This window comes from Ideonella oryzae (genome assembly GCF_024055665.1).
GTDB classification, from domain to species: Bacteria; Pseudomonadota; Gammaproteobacteria; order Burkholderiales; family Burkholderiaceae_C; genus Ideonella; species Ideonella oryzae.
Window position 1 is genome coordinate 45,326 of record NZ_JAMXMC010000015.1, and the last position, 18,205, is coordinate 63,530.

The 18,205-nt window shown below is 72.0% G+C and carries 14 protein-coding genes and 1 riboswitch; of the genes, 3 read left to right on the plus strand and 11 right to left on the minus strand.

The annotated features are described in order from the left end of the window. Positions 1–14: 14 nt before the first annotated feature. The 9 genes from M0L44_RS20105 to M0L44_RS20145 all read right to left on the minus strand — a co-directional run bounded on the left by M0L44_RS20105 (position 15) and on the right by M0L44_RS20145 (position 10,603). Positions 15–2,252 (minus strand): serine/threonine-protein kinase, encoded by a 2,238-nt coding sequence (locus M0L44_RS20105; RefSeq protein WP_252771973.1) that lies wholly within the window; start codon positions 2,250–2,252, stop codon positions 15–17. 55 nt (positions 2,253–2,307) lie between these two features. Then, positions 2,308–2,862 (minus strand): GNAT family N-acetyltransferase, encoded by a 555-nt coding sequence (locus M0L44_RS20110; RefSeq protein ID WP_252771974.1) that lies wholly within the window; start codon positions 2,860–2,862, stop codon positions 2,308–2,310. 13 nt (positions 2,863–2,875) lie between these two features. Then, entirely contained in the window at positions 2,876–3,454 is a 579-nt protein-coding gene (locus tag M0L44_RS20115; protein ID WP_252771975.1) for a hypothetical protein, read from the minus strand. A 128-nt stretch (positions 3,455–3,582) separates the two neighbouring features. Then, positions 3,583–5,199 carry a PfkB family carbohydrate kinase gene (locus M0L44_RS20120; protein WP_252771976.1) on the minus strand — a complete coding sequence of 539 codons (1,617 nt, stop codon included), beginning with the start codon at positions 5,197–5,199 and terminating at the stop codon, positions 3,583–3,585. A gap of 7 nt (positions 5,200–5,206) precedes the next feature. Then, a complete protein-coding gene (locus tag M0L44_RS20125) occupies positions 5,207–6,013 on the minus strand; it encodes a thiazole synthase (protein WP_252771977.1) in 807 nt (268 codons plus the stop codon). A 5-nt stretch (positions 6,014–6,018) separates the two neighbouring features. Continuing rightward, positions 6,019–6,234 carry a sulfur carrier protein ThiS gene (gene thiS / locus M0L44_RS20130; protein WP_252771978.1) on the minus strand — a complete coding sequence of 72 codons (216 nt, stop codon included), beginning with the start codon at positions 6,232–6,234 and terminating at the stop codon, positions 6,019–6,021. Continuing rightward, on the minus strand, positions 6,227–7,408 hold the full coding sequence (locus M0L44_RS20135; protein WP_252771979.1) for an FAD-dependent oxidoreductase: 1,182 nt from the start codon (positions 7,406–7,408) through the stop codon (positions 6,227–6,229). The genes thiS and M0L44_RS20135 overlap by 8 nt, the downstream gene beginning before the upstream one ends. Before the next feature lies 1 nt (position 7,409). Next, the gene (thiC, locus tag M0L44_RS20140; protein WP_252771980.1) at positions 7,410–9,290 is read right to left on the minus strand and encodes a phosphomethylpyrimidine synthase ThiC; all 1,881 of its coding nucleotides are present in this window, start codon (positions 9,288–9,290) and stop codon (positions 7,410–7,412) included. Positions 9,291–9,399: 109 nt separating this feature from the next. Continuing rightward, positions 9,400–9,501, minus strand: a riboswitch (TPP riboswitch). A 34-nt stretch (positions 9,502–9,535) separates the two neighbouring features. Next, positions 9,536–10,603 (minus strand): OmpA family protein, encoded by a 1,068-nt coding sequence (locus tag M0L44_RS20145; protein ID WP_252771981.1) that lies wholly within the window; start codon positions 10,601–10,603, stop codon positions 9,536–9,538. A 331-nt stretch (positions 10,604–10,934) separates the two neighbouring features. Between M0L44_RS20145 and M0L44_RS20150 the strand changes: the two genes are divergently transcribed. Then, positions 10,935–12,926: a sigma-54-dependent Fis family transcriptional regulator gene (locus M0L44_RS20150; RefSeq protein ID WP_252771982.1), complete on the plus strand. Its 1,992-nt coding sequence runs from the start codon at positions 10,935–10,937 to the stop codon at positions 12,924–12,926. A gap of 82 nt (positions 12,927–13,008) precedes the next feature. Here M0L44_RS20150 and M0L44_RS20155 read toward each other — a convergent pair whose 3' ends face one another. Beyond that, positions 13,009–14,112, minus strand: coding sequence for a porin (locus M0L44_RS20155; RefSeq protein WP_252771983.1), 1,104 nt, complete (start codon positions 14,110–14,112; stop codon positions 13,009–13,011). A 328-nt stretch (positions 14,113–14,440) separates the two neighbouring features. Here M0L44_RS20155 and M0L44_RS20160 point away from each other — a divergent pair, with 328 nt between their 5' ends. Next, positions 14,441–16,099, plus strand: coding sequence for a pyrroloquinoline quinone-dependent dehydrogenase (locus tag M0L44_RS20160; protein ID WP_252771984.1), 1,659 nt, complete (start codon positions 14,441–14,443; stop codon positions 16,097–16,099). Positions 16,100–16,318: 219 nt separating this feature from the next. Then, positions 16,319–16,621, plus strand: coding sequence for a c-type cytochrome (locus tag M0L44_RS20165; protein ID WP_234409442.1), 303 nt, complete (start codon positions 16,319–16,321; stop codon positions 16,619–16,621). 13 nt (positions 16,622–16,634) lie between these two features. On the opposite strand, the gene M0L44_RS20170 is transcribed toward M0L44_RS20165, so the two are convergent. After that, positions 16,635–18,131 (minus strand): DegQ family serine endoprotease, encoded by a 1,497-nt coding sequence (locus tag M0L44_RS20170; RefSeq protein WP_252771985.1) that lies wholly within the window; start codon positions 18,129–18,131, stop codon positions 16,635–16,637. Between the last annotated feature and the right edge of the window lie 74 nt (positions 18,132–18,205).

An 18,205-nucleotide genomic window follows, 5' to 3' on the forward strand; every position in this document is an offset into this window, starting at 1 on the left:
GCGCGCCGCAGGGGTCAGGATCGGGCTGGCCTGGCGGCTGCCTGGGGGGCGGGCTTGGGCGCCGGCAGCAGCGGCTTCAGGGTGGGTTCCTGGGCCGCCATCTCGGCCGGAAAACCCTTGGCCAGCGCCTGGCCCAGCAGCTGCCGGGCGGCCGCGGGCGTGCCCACCAGGGACTGGCTGAGCGCCGCGTAGTACAGCGCCTCCGGGTCCCCGGGGGCCAGCGTGACCGCCCGCATCGACGCTTCCAGCGCCTCCGCCCCCTGGCCGGCGCGGGCGGCATAGATGCCCCGGCGCATGGCCCAGCCGGGGTTGTCCGGGTGGTCGGCCGTCTGCTTGCGGGCGCTGTCCAGGGCCAGCGACCAGGCGGTCCGCGCCTCAGCCTCCTGGCCAGGCAGGTGCATCAGGGCCTCGGCCAGATTGGCCTGGGCATCGGCATTGGGATAGCTGCGCGGCCAGCGGGCCAGGGCCTGTCGGGTGGCCTCGGCCGACTCGGGCCAGCGCTCGCGCAGGGCCAGCACGCTGCCCAGGTTCTGGTAGAGCTTGTAGTGCGGCCGCACCCGCAGGGCCTGCTGCAGCACGCTCTGCGCGTCGTCCAGACGCTGCTGCATCATCAGCATGCCGCTGAGGCTGAAGGCCGCCACGCTGTCGGTGGGGCGCGCGGCCAGGCTCTGGCGGTAGGCGGCCTCGGCCCCGGCGTAGTCGCCGCGGCGGAATTTCAGCGTGCCCCACTCGTCCAGCAGCGGCGCGGCCAGCGGGTGGGCGGCCAGTGCGGGCTCCAGCAGGGCCTGGGCCTGGTCGAAGCGGCCCATGCTGTTGAGCTGGGTGGCGGTCCAGGCCACCACCAGCACGTCTTGCGGGTCCAGCAGCCGGGCCTGGTCGAACTGGGCCAGGGCCTCGTCGCCCCGCTTCTGCTGGTTCAGCAGCAAGGCCTTGGCCAGGTGGGCGCGTGCCAGCTGGTTGTCCAGCGCCAGGGCCTTGTCAGCCCACTGGCCGGCCTGGCGCAGGTCATCGGCCGGGTCGGTCCCGGTGCGTTGCCAGTGCCGCAGGCTCAGGGCCAGGCTGCGCAGCGCCGCGGCCGGGGCGCTCTGCGGGGCCTGCGCGGTCAGCCGCGCCAGCGCGGACACCGCGCGGTCGAGCGCGTCGGCATCGTCGAACTCGTTGATCCAGGCCTCGGCCTGCTGCAGGTCGGCCAGCTGCTGGGCGGCCGTGGGGGCGGCCCCCTGGCCGCGCAGCCACCAGAGGGCACCGCCCGCCGTCAGCACCAGCAGGCCGCCCAGGGCGGCGGCCCAGACCCAGCGCCGGGTCGGAGCGGGACCGGGTGGGCGGGCGGGCGGTGCTGTCGCCACCCCGGGCCGCGGGTCCGCTGCGGGCTGGCTCATCACCTGCGCCAGGGTCTGGGCCACTTCCGCCATGCCGGCCGGCCGGCGGGCCGGATCGGCGGCCAGCAGTGCGCTCAGCAGCGGAGGCAGCCCGGCGGGCCATTGCTGCGCGCGGTCCCGATCTTGCGCGTCGCGCAGGGCCCAGTCCGGCCAGTCGCCCTGCAGCCGCCGCCAGGCCTGGGCCAGGCTGGGCGGGCCGTCCTCGCCCAGGTGGCCCAGCAGGCACTGCAGCAGCACCAGGCCCAGGCTGTAGAGGTCGCTGGCGGGCGTCGGCGCCTCGCCACGCAGCTGCTCGGGGGCCATGTAGGCCAGCGTGCCCGCATAGGGGCCGGGTGCGGCCTGGCTCTGGGTGGCCAGCGGGTCGATGCGCCGGGCGATGCCCAGGTCCAGCACGCGCAGCCGGGTGCGGGCCGAGGTGCGGCTGGCGTCGGGCGGGGTGGGGCTGTCGGTGGCAGGCTCCTCCAGCATCAGGTTGGAGGGTTTGAGGTCGCCATGCACCAGCCCTTGCGCATGGGCTTCTGCCAAGGCCTGGGCCAGCTGCTGCATCCAGTCGCAGGCGTCGGCCACCGGCGCGGCGCCATGGTCCGCCAGCCATTGCTTGAGCGTCTGTCCGTGCACCCGCTCCATCACGATGTGCACCTGCTCGCCTTCGTCCCAGGCCTCGTGCACCGCCACGAAGGCGGGGTGTCGCAGGCGGGCCGTCAGGCGCGCTTCGCGCCAGCCGTCCATCCCGCTCTGGCGGGGCACGGTCTTGATGGCCACCGGCCGGTCCAGCCAGGTGTCCCAGGCCGCCCGCACCTGACCGGCACCGCCCTGTCCCAGCAGGTCCTGCAGGCGGTAGCGGCTGGCGGGGGGCGGAGACGGCTCGGTCATGGCGCGTCCGAAGTGTAACCAGATCAGGGGACAGCGCCGGCCGGACGCCGAGGGCTCACGAACGCGCCGCCCAGTCGCGGGCCAGCAGGCCCCACAGGCCGCTGTCGGAGACCTCGCCGGCCACGATCCAGCGTTCGCGCAGGCGGCCCTCTTCCTGGAAGCCCAGCCGCTGCAGCGAGCGGGCCGAGGCGCTGTTGCGCGGGTCGATGTCGGCCTCCAGCCGGTGCAGGCCCAGCGGGCCGAAGGCGTGGGTCACCAGGGCGCGCAGGGCCTCGTCCATCCAGCCCTGGCCCCAGGCATCGCGGGCCAGGGCATAGCCGATCTCGGCGCGACGGTTCTGCCGCGAGAAGCTGAACAGCGAGCACACCCCGATCACCCGGTCATCCTCTCGGCGTTCCAGCCCCAGGCGCAGGGCTTCGCCGGCGGCCAGCGCCGCCTCGTCCCCGGCGATCATTTCGTGGGCCTGGTCCAGTGTGGTCCAGGGCGGGCTGCTCCAGTAGCGCAGGGTCTGCGGGTCCGAGAAGATGGCGTACAGGTCGGCCGCATCCCCCGCTTGCACCGGGCGCAGCCGCAGGCGGGGGGTGAGCAGGGGCAGGGGGCCGAAATCCATGGTGCCGGTTCGCTCAGGCGCCCGCGTGGGCGCGCGTCGGCGCCGGCACGGCCCGTGGAGACAGCGCCCAGGCGGCGCTGGCCCACAGGATCAGGCCGGTGCCCAGCGGCCCCCAGGCGTTGTCGGGCCGGCCGGTGGCCAGCGGGGCCAGGATGGCCAGCGCGATCAGTGCCCAGCCGGTCAGCTGGTGGGGCGGGTAGCGGAACAGCCGGGCCAACGGCAGGAAGTGCAGGCCCACCACCGCGATCACCATGGGGATGAACCAGGCGCCCAGCCCCAGCCACTTCAGGGCGTTGCCGAGCACGAAGATCGCGATCCACTGCCCGCCGTTGATCCAGTGGAACCGCTTGGCGCGCTGTTTCGCTTCGGGTTGCGCCTCCAGTGCGGCCAGGGCGTCGCGGTGGCGCCGGTGGACCGACAGGGCGCGCCCCAGCAGGGCCAGCGCCGGCAGCGCGGGCAGCAGCCAGACCCAGACGGGCGGGTGTGCAAAGGCGATGGCCAGCCCGAGAACGATCCACAAGCCGCCAAACACGCTGAAAAACATCGCGCCGATGGCACGGCCTGCGCGGGCGGCCTCCGGGGAGGGGGGCACCGGGTGTGGCGTGGGGATCTCGGTCGCTTGGGGCACGGCATCTGCCTTTCGCCCCGGACGCGAGGCGCTGAAGCCAGCTTATCGCACCGGGGCCGACACCCATGGCCGTGCCCCGCGCGCGTCCCGGCTCAGGGCGTCGGGGCCAGGCTGGGATGCGGCCAGTCCGGGGCCGCGCCGGGGGCACCGTTGGGGCGGGGCTGTCGGCCGTCCTGCCAGGCCTGCTGCCAGGCTTGCAGTGCCTGCGGCGTGGCGCCGGCCAGGCCCCGCACCAGGCACACCGCGTGGGTGCCGGCCGCGGCCGCCATGCGCGCCTGGTCCGGCTGCAGCACGCCGCCGATGGCCACCACCGGCGCCGGTGACAGGGCAGCCCACCAGGCCAGGTTGTCCAGGCCCTGCGGGCGCCAGGGCATGGTCTTGGTGGTGGTGGGCCACACGGGGCCGCAGGCGATGTAGCTGGGCCGCAGGCCGGCCGCGCGCGCCAGTTCCCAGACGCTGTGGCTGCTCAGGCCCAGTGCCACGCCCTCGCGTGCGCGGGCCTGCTGCAGGCGGCGGCGCTGCGCGGGGCCCAGGCCGGCCCAGTCCTCCTGGCCCAGGTGCAGGGCGCGGGCGCCGGCGGCCAGCGCGGTCTCCCAGTGGTCGTTGACCCACAGCGTGACGCCGGCCGCCTCGGCCACCGGCAGGCAGCGGCGGATGGTCTCGGCCAGTGCGGCGTGCCAGGCGGCATCGGCGCCGGTGGGCGGGGCCTTGCAGCGCAGCTGCAGGTGGCGCAGCGGCAGGCCGGGCTGGCGCAGCAGGGCCAGGGCGGCCTCGGCGCTGTCGACGATGCCGTAGAGGCCGGGGGCGAAGGCCGGGGGGGCCGGGGCCTCGCTCGCTGCCGGGGGCAGCGCGTCCCAGCCCAGCGTGGGCAGGGTGACGCCGGGCTGGCCCCAGCCGGGCGTGGCCCAGACCGGCCCGGCGCCCGCGCCCTGCGGGCCGGCCTGGCACAGCGCATGGGTGGTCAGCAGCTTGGCCAGCACCGCGGCATCGGCCACCGGAAAGCCCCGCGCCAGTGCGGCGGCGGCGGCTGTGGCCAGGGTGCAGCCGGTGCCGTGGTTGTGCGGGGTGATGATGCGCGGATGGGCCAGGCCGCCGCGGGCCTGCGGGCTGTCCAGCCAGTCCAGGGCCTGGGTCTCGTCCTGCGCATCGCCGCCGGTCAGCAGCACGGCCTGGGCGCCCAGCGCGCGCAGCGCGGCGGCCTGGGCGGGCAGGGCCTCGGGTCCGGCCTCATCCGGCTGGCCCAGCAGGGCCGCGGCCTCGCGCCGGTTGGGGGTCACCAAGGTGGCGCGCGGCAGCAGCTCCTCTCGGTAGGCGGCCAACAGCTCGGCGTCGGCGAAGGGCGCGCCGGTGGAGGCGCGCAGCACCGGGTCCACCACCAGGGCCAGGTCGGGCTGGTGGCGGCGCTGGGCGTCCACCCAGCGGGCCAGCACGCGGGCGTTGGCCGCGCTGCCCAGCAGGCCGGTCTTGAGGGCCGCGGGCGGCAGGTCCTCGGCCAGGGCGTCCAGCTGGGCCTGCAGCAGGGTGGGGGACAGGGCCTCGACATGGCGCACCGCGCGGCTGTGCTGGGCGGTGACGGCGGCCACCACCGGGCACAGGTGCGTGTCGAAGGCCTGGGCGGCACGCTGGTCGGCCGACAGGCCGGCGCCGCCGCCGCTGTCGGTGCCGGCCACGCTGGCGATGCGCGGGCGAATGGGAAAGTCGGTCGTCATTCCGCGCTCAGCCGATCAGGAAGGGCCGCCCGCCCACCGGGGTGCTGGCCACGGCCATGGGCTGCGGCGCCATCAGGCCGGCCTCGAAGCCCGCGCGGCCGGCCCGCACCGCGGCGCCGAAGGCCGCGGCCATGCGCACCGGGTCGCCCGCATGGGCCACGGCGGAGTTGAGCAGCACGCCGTCCAGGCCCAGCTCCAGCGCCTGCACCGCGTGCGAGGGCGCGCCCAGGCCGGCGTCCACGATCAGCGGCACGCCGGGCAGGCGGGCGCGCAGGGTGCGCAGCGCGAAGGGGTTGAGCAGGCCCTGGCCCGAGCCGATGGGCGCGGCCCAGGGCATCAGTACCTGGCAGCCCACGTCCAAGAGGCGCTGGCAGCCCACCAGGTCGTCGGTGCAGTAGGGGAAGACCTGGAAGCCTTCGCGCACCAGCAGCTCGGCCGCCTGCACCAGCTCCCAGGGGTCGGGCTGCAGGGTGTGCTCGTCGCCCACCACCTCCAGCTTGATCCAGGCGGTGTCGTAGAGCTCGCGCGCCATGCGGGCCAGGGCGATGGCCTCGCGCGCGCTGCGGCAGCCCGCGGTGTTGGGCAGCAGGTGGCCGCCGTGCTCGCGCAGGTGGGCGCGCAGGCCGGCGACGAAGCCGTTGTCGCCGCCGGCCAGGGTGCGTTTGAGGCCCACGGTGAGCACCTGGGCGCCGCTGGCGGCCAGGGCGCGGGCCAGCACCTCGGGCGAGGGGTAGCCGGCGGTGCCCAGCAGCAGGCGGCTGCGCAGGGGCACGCCGTAAACGGTCCAGGGGGAGTCGAGTGTTTCGGGGGACATGGGCCTCAGCCTCCGACGATGGCTTGAAAGAGCGTGATGGCGTCGCCCGGCTGCAGCCGGGTGTCGGCGCGTTGGCCGCGGGGCACGAAGTCGGCATTGACCGCGCTGGCCACGGCCTCGGGCGCCAGGCCCTCGGTGGCCAGCAGGTCGGCCAGGTTCAGGCCGGGCCGCCAGGGGCGCGGCTCGCCGTTGAGGGACACGGTGGGCGTGGGCTCAGGCATGGGCGGCCTCCTGATTGGGCGTGAAGGCTGGCAGACCGAGCCCGGTCAGGGCCTGCTCCACCAGCGCCGGGGCCAGCAGCCAGCCGTGGCGGAACAGGCCGTTGATCGCCAGCCAGCCCGGCGCGCTCTGCACCCAGGGCCGGTGGTCCGGCAGGGCCGGGCGCAGATTGGCCTCCAGGTGGACGATGCGGGCCTCGGCCAGCTCGGGGATGACGCTGTGCGCGGCGGCCATCAGCTCCACCGCGCTGCGCAGGCTGACGGGAGAGCGGTCCTCGCTGTCGAGCTCGCTGGCGCCCAGCAGCACCAGGTCGCCCGGCCGGGGCACCAGGTAGACGCGGTGGCGCGGGTGCAGCAGGCGCAGCGGGCGCTGCAGCGGCACGCCGGGGGCGTGCAGCCAGACCACCTCGCCGCGCACACCGCGCAGGGTGGGACGCGGGTCGGTGGCGTGCGGGTCGGATGGGCTCAGGGTCTGAGCCTGGGCTTCGGCCTCCGGCCGCGCGCCCAGGCCGCGGGCGTCGATGGCCAGGTCCACATTCAGCCCCTGGCCGTCGTCCAGCGTCAGACGGTGCGGGGACACATCGGTCACCCGCCGGCCCCAGTGCCAGGCCGCGCCGGGCGCGTCGGCGGCCAGGGCCTCCAGCAGGGCCGGGCCCAGCACCTGGCCTTCGCCGGGCAGGCGCCAGCCCCACAGCCGCGGGGCCAGGGCGGGCTCCAGGGCCTGCAGGGCTTCGGCGTCCAGCGGCTGGGCGGCAGGCCAGGCCGGGTCCTGCGCGCGGGCGGCTTCCAGCCGGGCCAGCACCCGCTGGGCCGCGCCCAGGTCGCTGGGGTGGGCCAGCAGCAGGCTGTCCTGGCGGCGCACCAGGCCCTGCGGCGCATCGGCGCGGGCCGGCAGCCGACGGGCGATGGCTTGCCACAGGTCCAGCGAGCGCCAGCCCAGCGCCGCCACGGCGGGCTCGGCCTGGTCCAGCTCGGCCAGCGGGCTGAGCATGCCGGCGGCGGTGAAGCCGGCCGCATGGGGCGCGTGAAACAGGCTGCCGCGGGCCGGGGCCAGGGCGTCGGGCGCCGGGTCCACCACGCTGACGCGCCAGCCCGCATGGGCCAGGCGCCAGGCCAGCAGCCGGCCCAGCACGCCCGCGCCGGCAATGCCGGCATGGGGTCGTGAGGTGCGCGCCATCTCAGGCCTCCGGCCGGATGGGGATGTAGAGCGCGCCGCCCGCGGCCTTGAACTCGGCCGACTTGGCAGCCATGCCCTCTTCGGCGGCGGCCTCCTGTTCGGCGCTGAACTGGCGCACGTCCTGGCTGATCTTCATCGAGCAGAACTTGGGCCCGCACATGGAGCAGAAGTGGGCCTGCTTGGCCGCATCCTTGGGCAGGGTCTCGTCGTGGAAGCTGCGCGCGGTGTCCGGGTCCAGGCCCAGGTTGAACTGGTCCTCCCAGCGAAACTCGAAGCGGGCCTGGCTCATCGCGTCGTCATGGGCGCGGGCGCCGGGGTGACCCTTGGCCACGTCGGCCGCATGGGCCGCGATCTTGTAGGCGATCAGGCCCTGCTTGACGTCCTCGCGGTCGGGCAGGCCCAGGTGCTCCTTGGGCGTGACGTAGCAGAGCATGGCCGTGCCCATCCAGCCGATCATGGCCGCGCCCACCGCGCTGGCGATGTGGTCGTAGCCGGGCGCGATGTCGATGGTCAGCGGGCCCAGGGTGTAGAAGGGCGCGCCGTGGCAGTGCTTCAACTGCTCGTCCATGTTGGCCTGGATCAGGTGCATCGGCACATGGCCCGGGCCCTCGATCATGGTCTGCACGTCATGCTGCCAGGCCATCTGCGTGAGCTCGCCCAGGGTGCGCAGTTCGGCGAACTGGGCCTCGTCGTTGGCGTCGCTCAGCGAGCCCGGGCGCAGCCCGTCGCCCAGCGAGAAGCTCACGTCATAGGCCCGCAGGATCTCGCAGATCTCGGCGAAGTGGGTGTAGAGGAAGTTCTCGCGGTGGTGGGTGATGCACCACTTGGCCAGGATGGAGCCCCCGCGCGAGACGATGCCGGTGCGGCGCCTGGCGGTCAGCGGGATGAAGGGCAGGCGCAGGCCGGCGTGGATGGTGAAGTAGTCCACGCCCTGCTCGGCCTGCTCGATCAGGGTGTCGCGGAAGATCGGCCAGCTCAGGTCCTCGGCCACGCCGCCCACCTTCTCCAGCGCCTGGTAGATGGGCACCGTGCCGATGGGCACCGGCGAATTGCGCAGGATCCAGTCGCGGGTGGTGTGGATGTGGCGGCCGGTGGAGAGGTCCATCACCGTGTCGGCGCCCCAGCGGGTGGACCAGACCAGCTTCTCCACTTCCTCGTCGATGCCGGAGCTGACGGCCGAGTTGCCGATGTTGGCGTTGGCCTTGACCCGGAAGTTGCGGCCGATGGCCATGGGCTCCAGCTCGGGGTGGTTGATGTTGGCCGGGATCACGGCTCGACCGGCCGCCACCTCGTCGCGCACCCACTCGGGGGTGATCAGCTCCGGGATGCGGGCGCCGCGCGCGTCGCCGCGCAGCCGGGCCTCGCGCTCGGCGTCTCCGCCGTAGGCCTGCATCCATTCGTGCCGGCCCATCTCGCGCAGCGCGACGAACTCCATCTCCGGCGTGACGATGCCGCGGCGGGCGTAGTGCATCTGGGTCACGCACTGGCCGGCGCGCGCGCGGCGCGGGGTGCGCTGCAGGCCGGCAGCCTGCTGGCGCAGGGCCTGCAGGCGTTCGGCATCCGGCGTGTCACGGCGGTCGCCGTCGTCCACCGCCTGCGGGGCGCGGCCGGCATAGGGCTCGGTGTCGCCGCGGGCGTCCAGCCAGGGCGCGCGCAGCGCCGGCAGGCCGGTGCGCACATCGGCCGTGAAGCCCGGTGCGGTGTAGGGGCCGGAGGTGTCGTAGACGGTGACGCGCTCGCCGTTGCTCAGCGCGATCTCCCGCATGGGCACGGCCACGCCGGGGTGCAGCGTGCCGGGCACATGCACCTTGCGCGAGGCGGGAAAGGGCGCGCAGGCCTGGGCCAGCAGGGAGGCGAAGGGGGGCTTCTCGGGCGCGTTCATGGCGGTCTCCTGAAAGGAACAGATGGACTGCTCCGGAGACCGCCCCGCCCCGGCTGATGCGGGCGGGGCCACGGCCGGGCTCGCGCCCGAGCCACGGACCACGCCCTCAGGGTGGGTCTAGCGCTCTTCTTCCGCCGGTACGAACCGGATCAAGTTCTCGGGTTGGGTGGGTCACCCTCTCAGCGCTGCGCGCGCACCCCGGAGCGAGGCGCAGTGTAGCGCGCTGCGCTCCAGGGCGGCGGGCCTCACTGCACGACCAGCTCGACGCGGCGGTTCTTGGCCCGGCCGGCCTCAGCGGCGTTGGCGGCCACCGGCACCAGACTGGCCACGCCCTGGGCCGACAGGCGGGCGGCCGGGATCTGGTACTGCTTGACCAGCGCGTCGACCACCGCCTGCGCGCGCTGCTGCGACAGCGTCAGGTTGGCGGCCAGCGCGCCCTGGTTGTCGGTGTGGCCGACGATGTAGACCTTCAGCGCGGGCTGGGCCTTGAGCAGGCGGGCCATCTCGTCGAGCTGGGCCTTGGACTCGGGCTTGAGCTCGGCCTTGCCGGTGTCGAAGTAGATGCCGTAGAGCGCGATCTTGCCCTCGGCCTGCAGGCTGTTCTTCAGCGCGTCGGCGTTGACGGTGACCTGGCCGCCCAGCATGGCCTTGGGTTCGGCGATCTCGATGTAGGTGCCCACGAAGGGGCTGCTGTAGATCTTGCCGGTGTTCACCATCACATGCACGGTGGCGCCGTTGCGGCTGAGCGTGCCATAGGTGAAGAACAGGTCCTCGGTGCCCACCATGTTCACGCCGCCCAGGCTGCGCATCGCATCGGCCAGCTTGGGGTCGGACTGGCGGTCACGGCTGGCCGCGAAGTTGGCCTGCTTGAGCTGGTCGTAGCGCTCGTCGACAAAGCCGTAGCGCATCTTCTCGCACTGGGGCTGGCTGGGTGTGCAGCTCACCACGGCCTTGAAGCCAGCGGCCGCCAGCGCCTGCTCGTAGTTGCGATGCACCTCCAGCGGCGTCTTGCCCACCGGGGCCAGGTAGACCAGGCGGGTGACCTGTCCTTCCACCGTCACCGGGGCCAGGAAGTGGTTCTTGTTGTCCAGGCCCAGCTTGCCGGGGAAGGTGGTCTGGGCGAAGGACTGCTGCTGGTAGGCGATCAGCCAGGCGTCGGAGTAACGCTGCAGCAGCGGGTGGTCCTGGCCGCCGGCCACGTCGGTGGCCCAGCTGGGGGAGGCGGCGGCGGGCTGGGCCAGGCCGCCCAGGGTGCAGGCCAGCGCCAGGCCGGCCAGGCCCGCACGCAGGCGGGCGCGCATCAAGCGTGTCATCGATTGTCCTGTCACGGTGGAAAAACGGGGGGCGGGCACCGCCCCGGACCGGGTTTGTACCCCCGTTCCGTGACGTGGTCCGCCCCCCAGGCGTGACAGGATGTGACGGCCGCTCCGCCCGGCGGCACCAGCACGATCGGCCTGTCAACGCGGTGGCGCACCCTGTCTGAAACGGCTTGGGAAGGCCATTCAGCAGCCCTGCCGGAATTCCGGAATGGTCCCGTATTTTCAACGGGTTAGTACGCATGGCGGGAATCCCGGCAGGGCCGATGATCGCCGGCGGCGCTAGCCGCACGGATGGAACCAAGCGCACCCAAACGAAGGAGTCTCGATGCGCAATGCCCTGTCCAGCCACATCGACAATGTGATCTCGGTCGGGCTGCAGCCGAGCCGTTCGGAGGGCAAGGGCAACCTGTTCTACGACTCATGGACTCGCTGCATGAGGCAGCACGGCCTTGACCCGGCGCGGCCGACGCCGGCGCGCATCCTGCCCTCGGGCCAACTGCGCGAGCACCAGCAGCGCATGGAGAGCTTCCTGCGCGTGGCCCGCGCCGGCATGGAGGAGATGTACCGCCGCGTCGCCGATCTGGGCTACATGCTGCTGCTCACCGATGCCGACGGCATCGCGGTCGACTACATCGGCAACCCCGCTTCGGAACAGCAGCTCAAGGCCGCTGGCCTCTATCTGGGCGCCGACTGGAATGAGGCGCATGCCGGCACTTGCGGCGTGGGCACCTGCCTGATCGAGCAAGTGCCGATCACCTGCCACCAGACAGAGCACTTCGACGCCACGCACATCGCGCTGACCTGCACCTCGTCGCCGCTGTTCGCGCCAGATGGCCAGCTGCTGGGTGTGCTGGACGTGTCGGCGCTGCATTCGCCCGAGGCGCGCGAAAGCCAGCACCTGGTGTTTCACCTCACCTCGATGTACGCGCAGATGATCGAGGACGCCAACTTCCTGCGCGCCTTCGCCCGCCACGGGGTGCTGCGGCTGGGCAAGTCGTGCGGCTTGGTCGAGGTGTCGGGTGAGGTGATGTTCGCGTTCGACGAGGAGGGCTGCATTGTCGGCGCGAACACCGGCGCGCGGCGCCGCTTCGGCGGTAGCAACGGCAGCTGCACCTCGGGGATCGAGCTGGTTGGCCGTGCGCTGGACGAGGTGGTCGGGCTCGGGGTCGACAGTCTGTGGGCCATGGCCCGGGGTGGCACGGCCAAGGAGATGTCGGGGCTCTGGACGCAGTTGCAGGAGCACTACTACCCGGCGGTGATCGCACCGCGCCTGCGGCCTCAGGCGGCTGTGCGGCCGCAGCCGTCGATCGATCTGGGGGCCCGGTCGGAGGGCAGCGCGCCGGCCGCGACCGCACTGGATGCCATCGGCGGCGGCGACGCGCAGATTCGCGATCTGATCGACCGCAGCAAGCGGCTGGTGGATCACGGGGTGAGCCTGCTGGTGCTCGGCGAGACCGGATCAGGCAAAGAAGTGCTGGCGCGCGCGCTGCACGCGCACAGCCGGCGGCGCGACAAGCCGTTCGTCGCCGTCAACTGCGCGTCCATCCCCGATTCGTTGATTGAGAGCGAGCTTTTCGGCTACACCGCCGGCAGCTTCACCGGTGGCCGCGCCAAGGGTGCGAAGGGGTTGATCCTGCAGGCCGACGGCGGCACGCTGTTCCTCGACGAGATTGGCGACATGCCCTTGCACCTGCAAACACGCTTGCTGCGCGTGCTCTCTGAACAGGAGGTGCTGCCGATCGGGGCCGAGCGGCCGGTGCCGGTGCAGCTCAACGTCATGGCCGCCACGCACCGTGACCTGTGCGACCGCGTGCTCGACGGCAGCTTTCGCGAAGACCTGTACTACCGGCTCTCCGGCGCCGTGCTGCAGCTGCCGCCATTGCGCGTGCGCGCTGACCTCGGCTACCTGATCGAGCGCCTTTGCGCCGAAGAGGCGGAACGCCTCGGCCGCGATGTGACACTTTCGGGGCCTGCCCTGCAGGCGCTGATGCGCCACGACTGGCCGGGCAACGTGCGCGAGCTGCGCAACGCGATGCGCTATGCCGTGGCAATGAGTCGTGACGGCCTGATCGCGGTGGACGACCTGCCGGTGCAGGTGCTGCGCGGCACGCAGGCCGGCCCGGCGCGGCTGGCGCTCGAACGGCCTGCAGTGCCGGCGGGGGACGCGGGCCACGAGCTTGGCAGCACGCGGCTGCTGTCGGCCCTGAAGCAGCACAAGTGGAACGTGACGGCCGCCGCGCAGGCGCTGGGCATCTGCCGCGCCACGGTGTACCGGCAGATGAAGCGCCACGACATCACGCCGCCGCACCTGCTGTGAGCGGGGATGTGCGCCGGCGCTGCGGCTCGGCATCCCGGGCATGCCCCACCGTGCGGTGCGGCCGGCCCGGTTCGCCGGGGCGTCAGAACGTGTGGTTGATGCCCACGTTCAGGAACGTCGTCTTCTGCCCGGGTGCGAAGCTGCCGTCGGCGACGATGCTGGTCTTCAGGCTGGCCTGCGACTTGGCGTCGACGAAGGCGGCCTGCGCGTACAGCGTGGTGCGCTTGGAGAGCGCGTAGTCGTTGCTCAGCACGAGGTTGCGCGTGTGGTCCTCGCTGTTGCGCTTGTCCTTGTCGTCGTAGTAGGCCAGCGTGGCCGTGTTGGCCTGGCTCCATTTCCAGTCGACACCGCCGCTGTACGCATCAACCCTGGAGGTGGGCAGGCCATCGGAGTTGCTGTTCTTGCCCTGCAGCCAGTTGATCTTGAACGTGAAGGCACCGAACGGCACCGCGCCGCCCAGGCCCGCGTGCTCGATGTTGCGATTGCCGGTGGTGAGGTCCTTCATGGCCTGGTACGAGGCTGACAGCACCACCGGCCCGTTGTACGCGGCGCCCACCGCATAGGCGGTGTTCTTCGAGGTGTTTCCGGCCTGCTCGCCCAGCGAATACAGCACGCCGAAGGTCACCGGGCCGAGCGTGTTGCGGTACTGGATCGCGTTCTTGAAGAAGATACCGACGTCGTTGTTGGTGTTCACCGCCGTGCTGCCGGCCAGCGGCTCGAGCTGGTTGTAGGCCCAGGCGTAGAGATTGGAGAACTGCTCCTTGAAGGCCCGCGGTTCGGTGCCGAGGTGCGCCAGCAGCGCCGGGCCGTACTGGCGGCCGATCGTCACCGAACCCCAGTCGCCCGACAGGCCGAGGTTGGCCTGTCGGCGGAACATGATGGTGCCCGAGCCGGCGGTGTCGCCGCTGCCATGCAGCGCGCCGGTGTCCACGTCGAAGTGCGACTCGAGGTTGAAGAAGGCCTTCAGGCCGCCGCCCAGGTCTTCGCTGCCCTTCAGGCCCCAGACGCTCTGGCGCAGTCCGCTGGTCTCGACACGGGTCTGACTGCCGCCGGTGCGCGACTTCGATTGGCTCAAGAGGCCTGCGTCGACGATGCCGAAGAGTTGCACCTGCGAATCGGCCAGGGCCGGGGCAGTGAAGGCGGCGATGGCGGCCATGGCCAGCAGTGAGCGGTGAAGGTTCTTCATGGATGTCTCCTCATGGGGTGGGTTCTGCGCCCCGGCCCGAACGGACCGTGAGCCCGAGCCCTTCTGCAGCCTCCATGCCACGGCGACAGGGCGACGATGGGGTGGCGTCGCAGCGTGTCGCTCCTCGTGTGAAGGCCCTGTCCGCGCTGCGACAGGTGTCGCGAGCAGCGACAGTCGATCTGCGACAGATGCTCAATGCAAGGGCGGGTTTGGGCCGTGTTCAAGGACGTTTGGTGGCCTCCCACGTCCTCTCTGGCCATTGGCATGGAAGCTGCGGATCCAGGCCGTGCGGCACCGATCCGCGCGATCCACATACCAGGAGACATCCATGCAGAAGTTCACGAGCCGGCTGGGGCTGCTCGCCATGCTCACCACGTTCGTCGCGTCCACAGCGGGTGCGGCCAACCCGGGGATCGACGATCCAAACAACTGGCCGCAGTACCACCGCAGCTACAACGCCTGGCGCTACAGCCCGCTGGACCAGATCAACAAGGGCAACATCAAGAAGCTGAGGGTGGCCTGGGTCCACCAGCCCGGCGCGGTGACGCATGGCCTGCAGGCCACGCCGATCGTCATCGATGGCGTGATGTACACGATCGCCGCGGACAACAACGTGTTCGCGCTCGACGCCGCCACCGGCAAGGTGCTGTGGCGCTGGACGGCCAAGCTCGATCCGATCGTCAAGGAGGTGTTCTATCAATCCGCCAGCCGCGGCGTGACCGTCGGGCGCGGCAAGGTGTTCGTCGGCACGCTGGACGGCCGCTTCGTCGCGCTGGACCAGAAGACGGGCAAGGAGGTGTGGTCCACCCAGCTCAGTGACCAGAAGAAGGACTACGGCGCGCTGTTCTCGTCGCCGCCGCAGCTGGCCGGCGACACGCTGTTCGGCGGCACCACCGGCGGCGACCAGCCCATCATCGGCAAGATCTTCGCCGTGAATGCCGACACCGGCCAGCGCACCTGGACCTTCGAGGTGCCGCGCGATGACCCGAAGAGCTGGCCCGGCGACAGCCGCACCCGTGGCGGTGGCTCGGCTTGGCTGCCGGGAACCTATGACCCGACCACCGACACGATCTACATCGGCACCAGCAACGCCTCGCCGGACTTCAACCACGACGGCCGCGAGGGCGACAACCTCTACACCGCCACGCTGCTGGCGCTCGACCCGAAGACCGGCAAGGTGAAGTGGTACCGCCAGGAGGTGCCGCAAGACACCTGGGACTTCGACGCGGCCTACGAGGCGCTGCTGGTGCCCGACGGCAAGGGGGGCACCTCGCTGGTCCACCTGAACAAGAACGGCTTTGTCTACGTGATGGACAAGGACAGCGGGGCGATGAAGAACGCCTGGCAGTACACCGAGAACATGAACTGGGCCAAGAGCGTGGACGTGAAGACGGGCCTGCCGATCGAGCCCATGTACCCCGAGACCGGGAAGGAAAAGCTGCACTGTCCCAACCTGCTGGGCGCGCGCAGCTGGAATGCGGGCGCGTACAGCCCGAAGACGCGGCTCTGGTACTCACAAGGCATGGAGGTGTGCAACATCGTCGCCAGCGCCAAGCAGGGGCCGGTGCCCGGCATCGGCGGGCTGGCGCTGGGCCTGTCGGACATCCAGCTCACCGATCCGCCGGGCAAGAAGGCCGATGGCTGGCTGGGGGCGTTCGACCCGCTCACCGGCAAGCAGGCGTGGAAGGTGCGCTTCGACATGCCGCCGCTCAGCGCCGTGCTGGCCACCGGTGGCGGCCTGGTCTTCACTGGCGACATGCACGGCGTCCTGTACGCCTTCGATGCCGACAACGGCAAGGAGCTGTGGCGCTTCAACGCCGGTTCGGGCGCGCGTGGCGGCCCCGTGAGCTACGCCGTCAACGGCAAGCAGTACATCGCCATCCCGACCGGGCTGGGCTCCCACGCACCGGGTTTCCTGACCGGCGCGTTCCCGCAGATCCGCGACCTGCCCGGCGGGTCGGCGCTGATCGTGTTTTCGCTGGAGTGAGCCAGCGCGACGTTTGTTCAGAGGGACGGCTCACCGCCGTCGTCGCCCTTGGGAGGAAGGCCGTGGGGCTTTCCTCCCCCTTTTTCAGTGCTTGCTGTCGATGAACGAGGATGTGACGTGATGAGGAAATGCCTGCAGTGGCCGGTCGTGGCCTTGGGGGTGGCATCTTGGGCGCAAGCGCAGGCGCATGTGACGCTGCCCTCCGATCCCCCCCCACCGGTGGCCGCCTCGGCCCCGGCGCCGCCCTTCGACCTGCTCGATCCGGCGCGCATCGCCTCCGGCAAGGCGCGCTTCGGCTCGACCTGTGCGGCCTACTGCCATGGCCGCGAGGGCGAGGGCGGCAAGACCCCGCCGTTCAAGGGCCGCACTGACCTGACACCCGAGACCGCCTTCAAGACCATCAGCGAAGGCCGCCGCGGCACTGACGTGATGCCGCCGTGGGGCAAAGCGTTCTCACAGGAGGAGATCTGGGAGCTGGTGGCCTATATCCAGGCGCTCGGGCGGCAGCCGCGGCCGCAGTAGCCGTCAGGAGAACTCAGCCCAGCGGCACCGGCACGAACAGGGTCTCGTCGTCGCGCTTGATCAGCAGGGCCACCTGCTTGGGGTGGGTCTTGAGCACGGCGCGGATGTCGTCCATGCCCTTGACCGGCTTGCCGTTGATGGCCAGCACGATGTCGCCGGCCTCGATGCCCGCCCGCGCGGCCGCGCCCTCGGCGTCGTCCACCAGCAGGCCGCCGTCCACACCCGCCTGGCGCTTCTCGTCGCGGCTGAGGTTGCGCAGCGCCAGGCCCAGCTGCGGCCCCTCGGCGGCGCCGTTGCTGGCGGCTTCCTTCTCGTCCTGGGCCTTGCCCAGCTTGGCTTCCACCGTCTTGCTGCCATGGTCGCGCCACAGCGTCAGGCTCACCTTCTCGCCCGGGGCGGACAGGCCGATCTGGCTGGACAGCGAGCCGGCATCGCTCACCGGCTTGCCGTTGACCTGGGTGATCACGTCGCCGGCCTTGATGCCGGCCTCGGCGGCGGCGCTGCCCTTTTCCACCTTGGAGACCAGCGCGCCCTCGGGCTTGGTCATGCCGAAGGATTCGGCCAGGGCCTGGTTGACCGGCTGGATCATCACGCCCAGACGGCCGTGCTGCGCGTGGCCGGTGGCGACGATCTGGTCCTTGACCTTCATCGCGATGTTGATCGGGATGGCGAAGGACAGGCCCTGGAAGCCGCCGCTCTGCGAGTAGATCTGCGCGTTGATGCCGATCACCGCGCCACTGCCATCGAACAGCGGGCCGCCAGAGTTGCCGGGGTTCACGGCGGCGTCGGTCTGGATGAAGGGCACGACGGTGTCATCGGGCAGCGAGCGGCCCTTGGCGCTGACGATGCCCTGGGTGGCGGTCTGCTCCAGACCATAGGGCGCGCCGATGGCCAGCACCCGGTCGCCCACCTCGGCCGCGTCGGAGTCGCCCAGGCGCACGGTCGGCAGGTCCTTGGCCGCGATGCGCAGCACCGCGATGTCGGTCACCGTGTCGGTGCCCAGCACCTTGGCCTCGAACTCGCGGTGGTCGACCAGACGCACGGTCACGGTCTTGGCGTCGCGCACCACGTGGGCATTGGTCAGGATCAGGCCATCGGCGGCGACGATGAAGCCCGAGCCCTGGCCGCGGAACGGCACCTTGCCGTGCGGCTGGCCGCCCCGCTGCTGAAAGCCGGGCATGCCGCGGAAGAAGCGGAAGAAGGGGTCGTTCTCGATGTCCGGGCCGTCCTCGTTCGGGTCGGGCTGGCGCTCGCCCGCCACCATCACGCCGACCACCGCCGGGCCGGCCTGCTTGACGATGGCGCGGTAGTCCGGCACGGCACCGGGCGGCAGCGGGGCGATGGCGGCGGCCGGCACGACGGCGGCTGCCGCGGCGGCACCCACCGGGGTCTGGCCGCTGCCGGAGAAGAGGTGCTTGAAGTCGATGGCCCCGGCGCTGCTGGCCGCCACCAGGGCGGTGGTCGCCGCAGCGGTGACGACGACGGTCGTGAGGGTCTTGATCTTGCTCATCGCGAGGACTCCTTGTCGCTCATGGAAGCGCGGTTCAACCGCATGGCTGCCATGGTGCGCAAGGGCGATGAGGC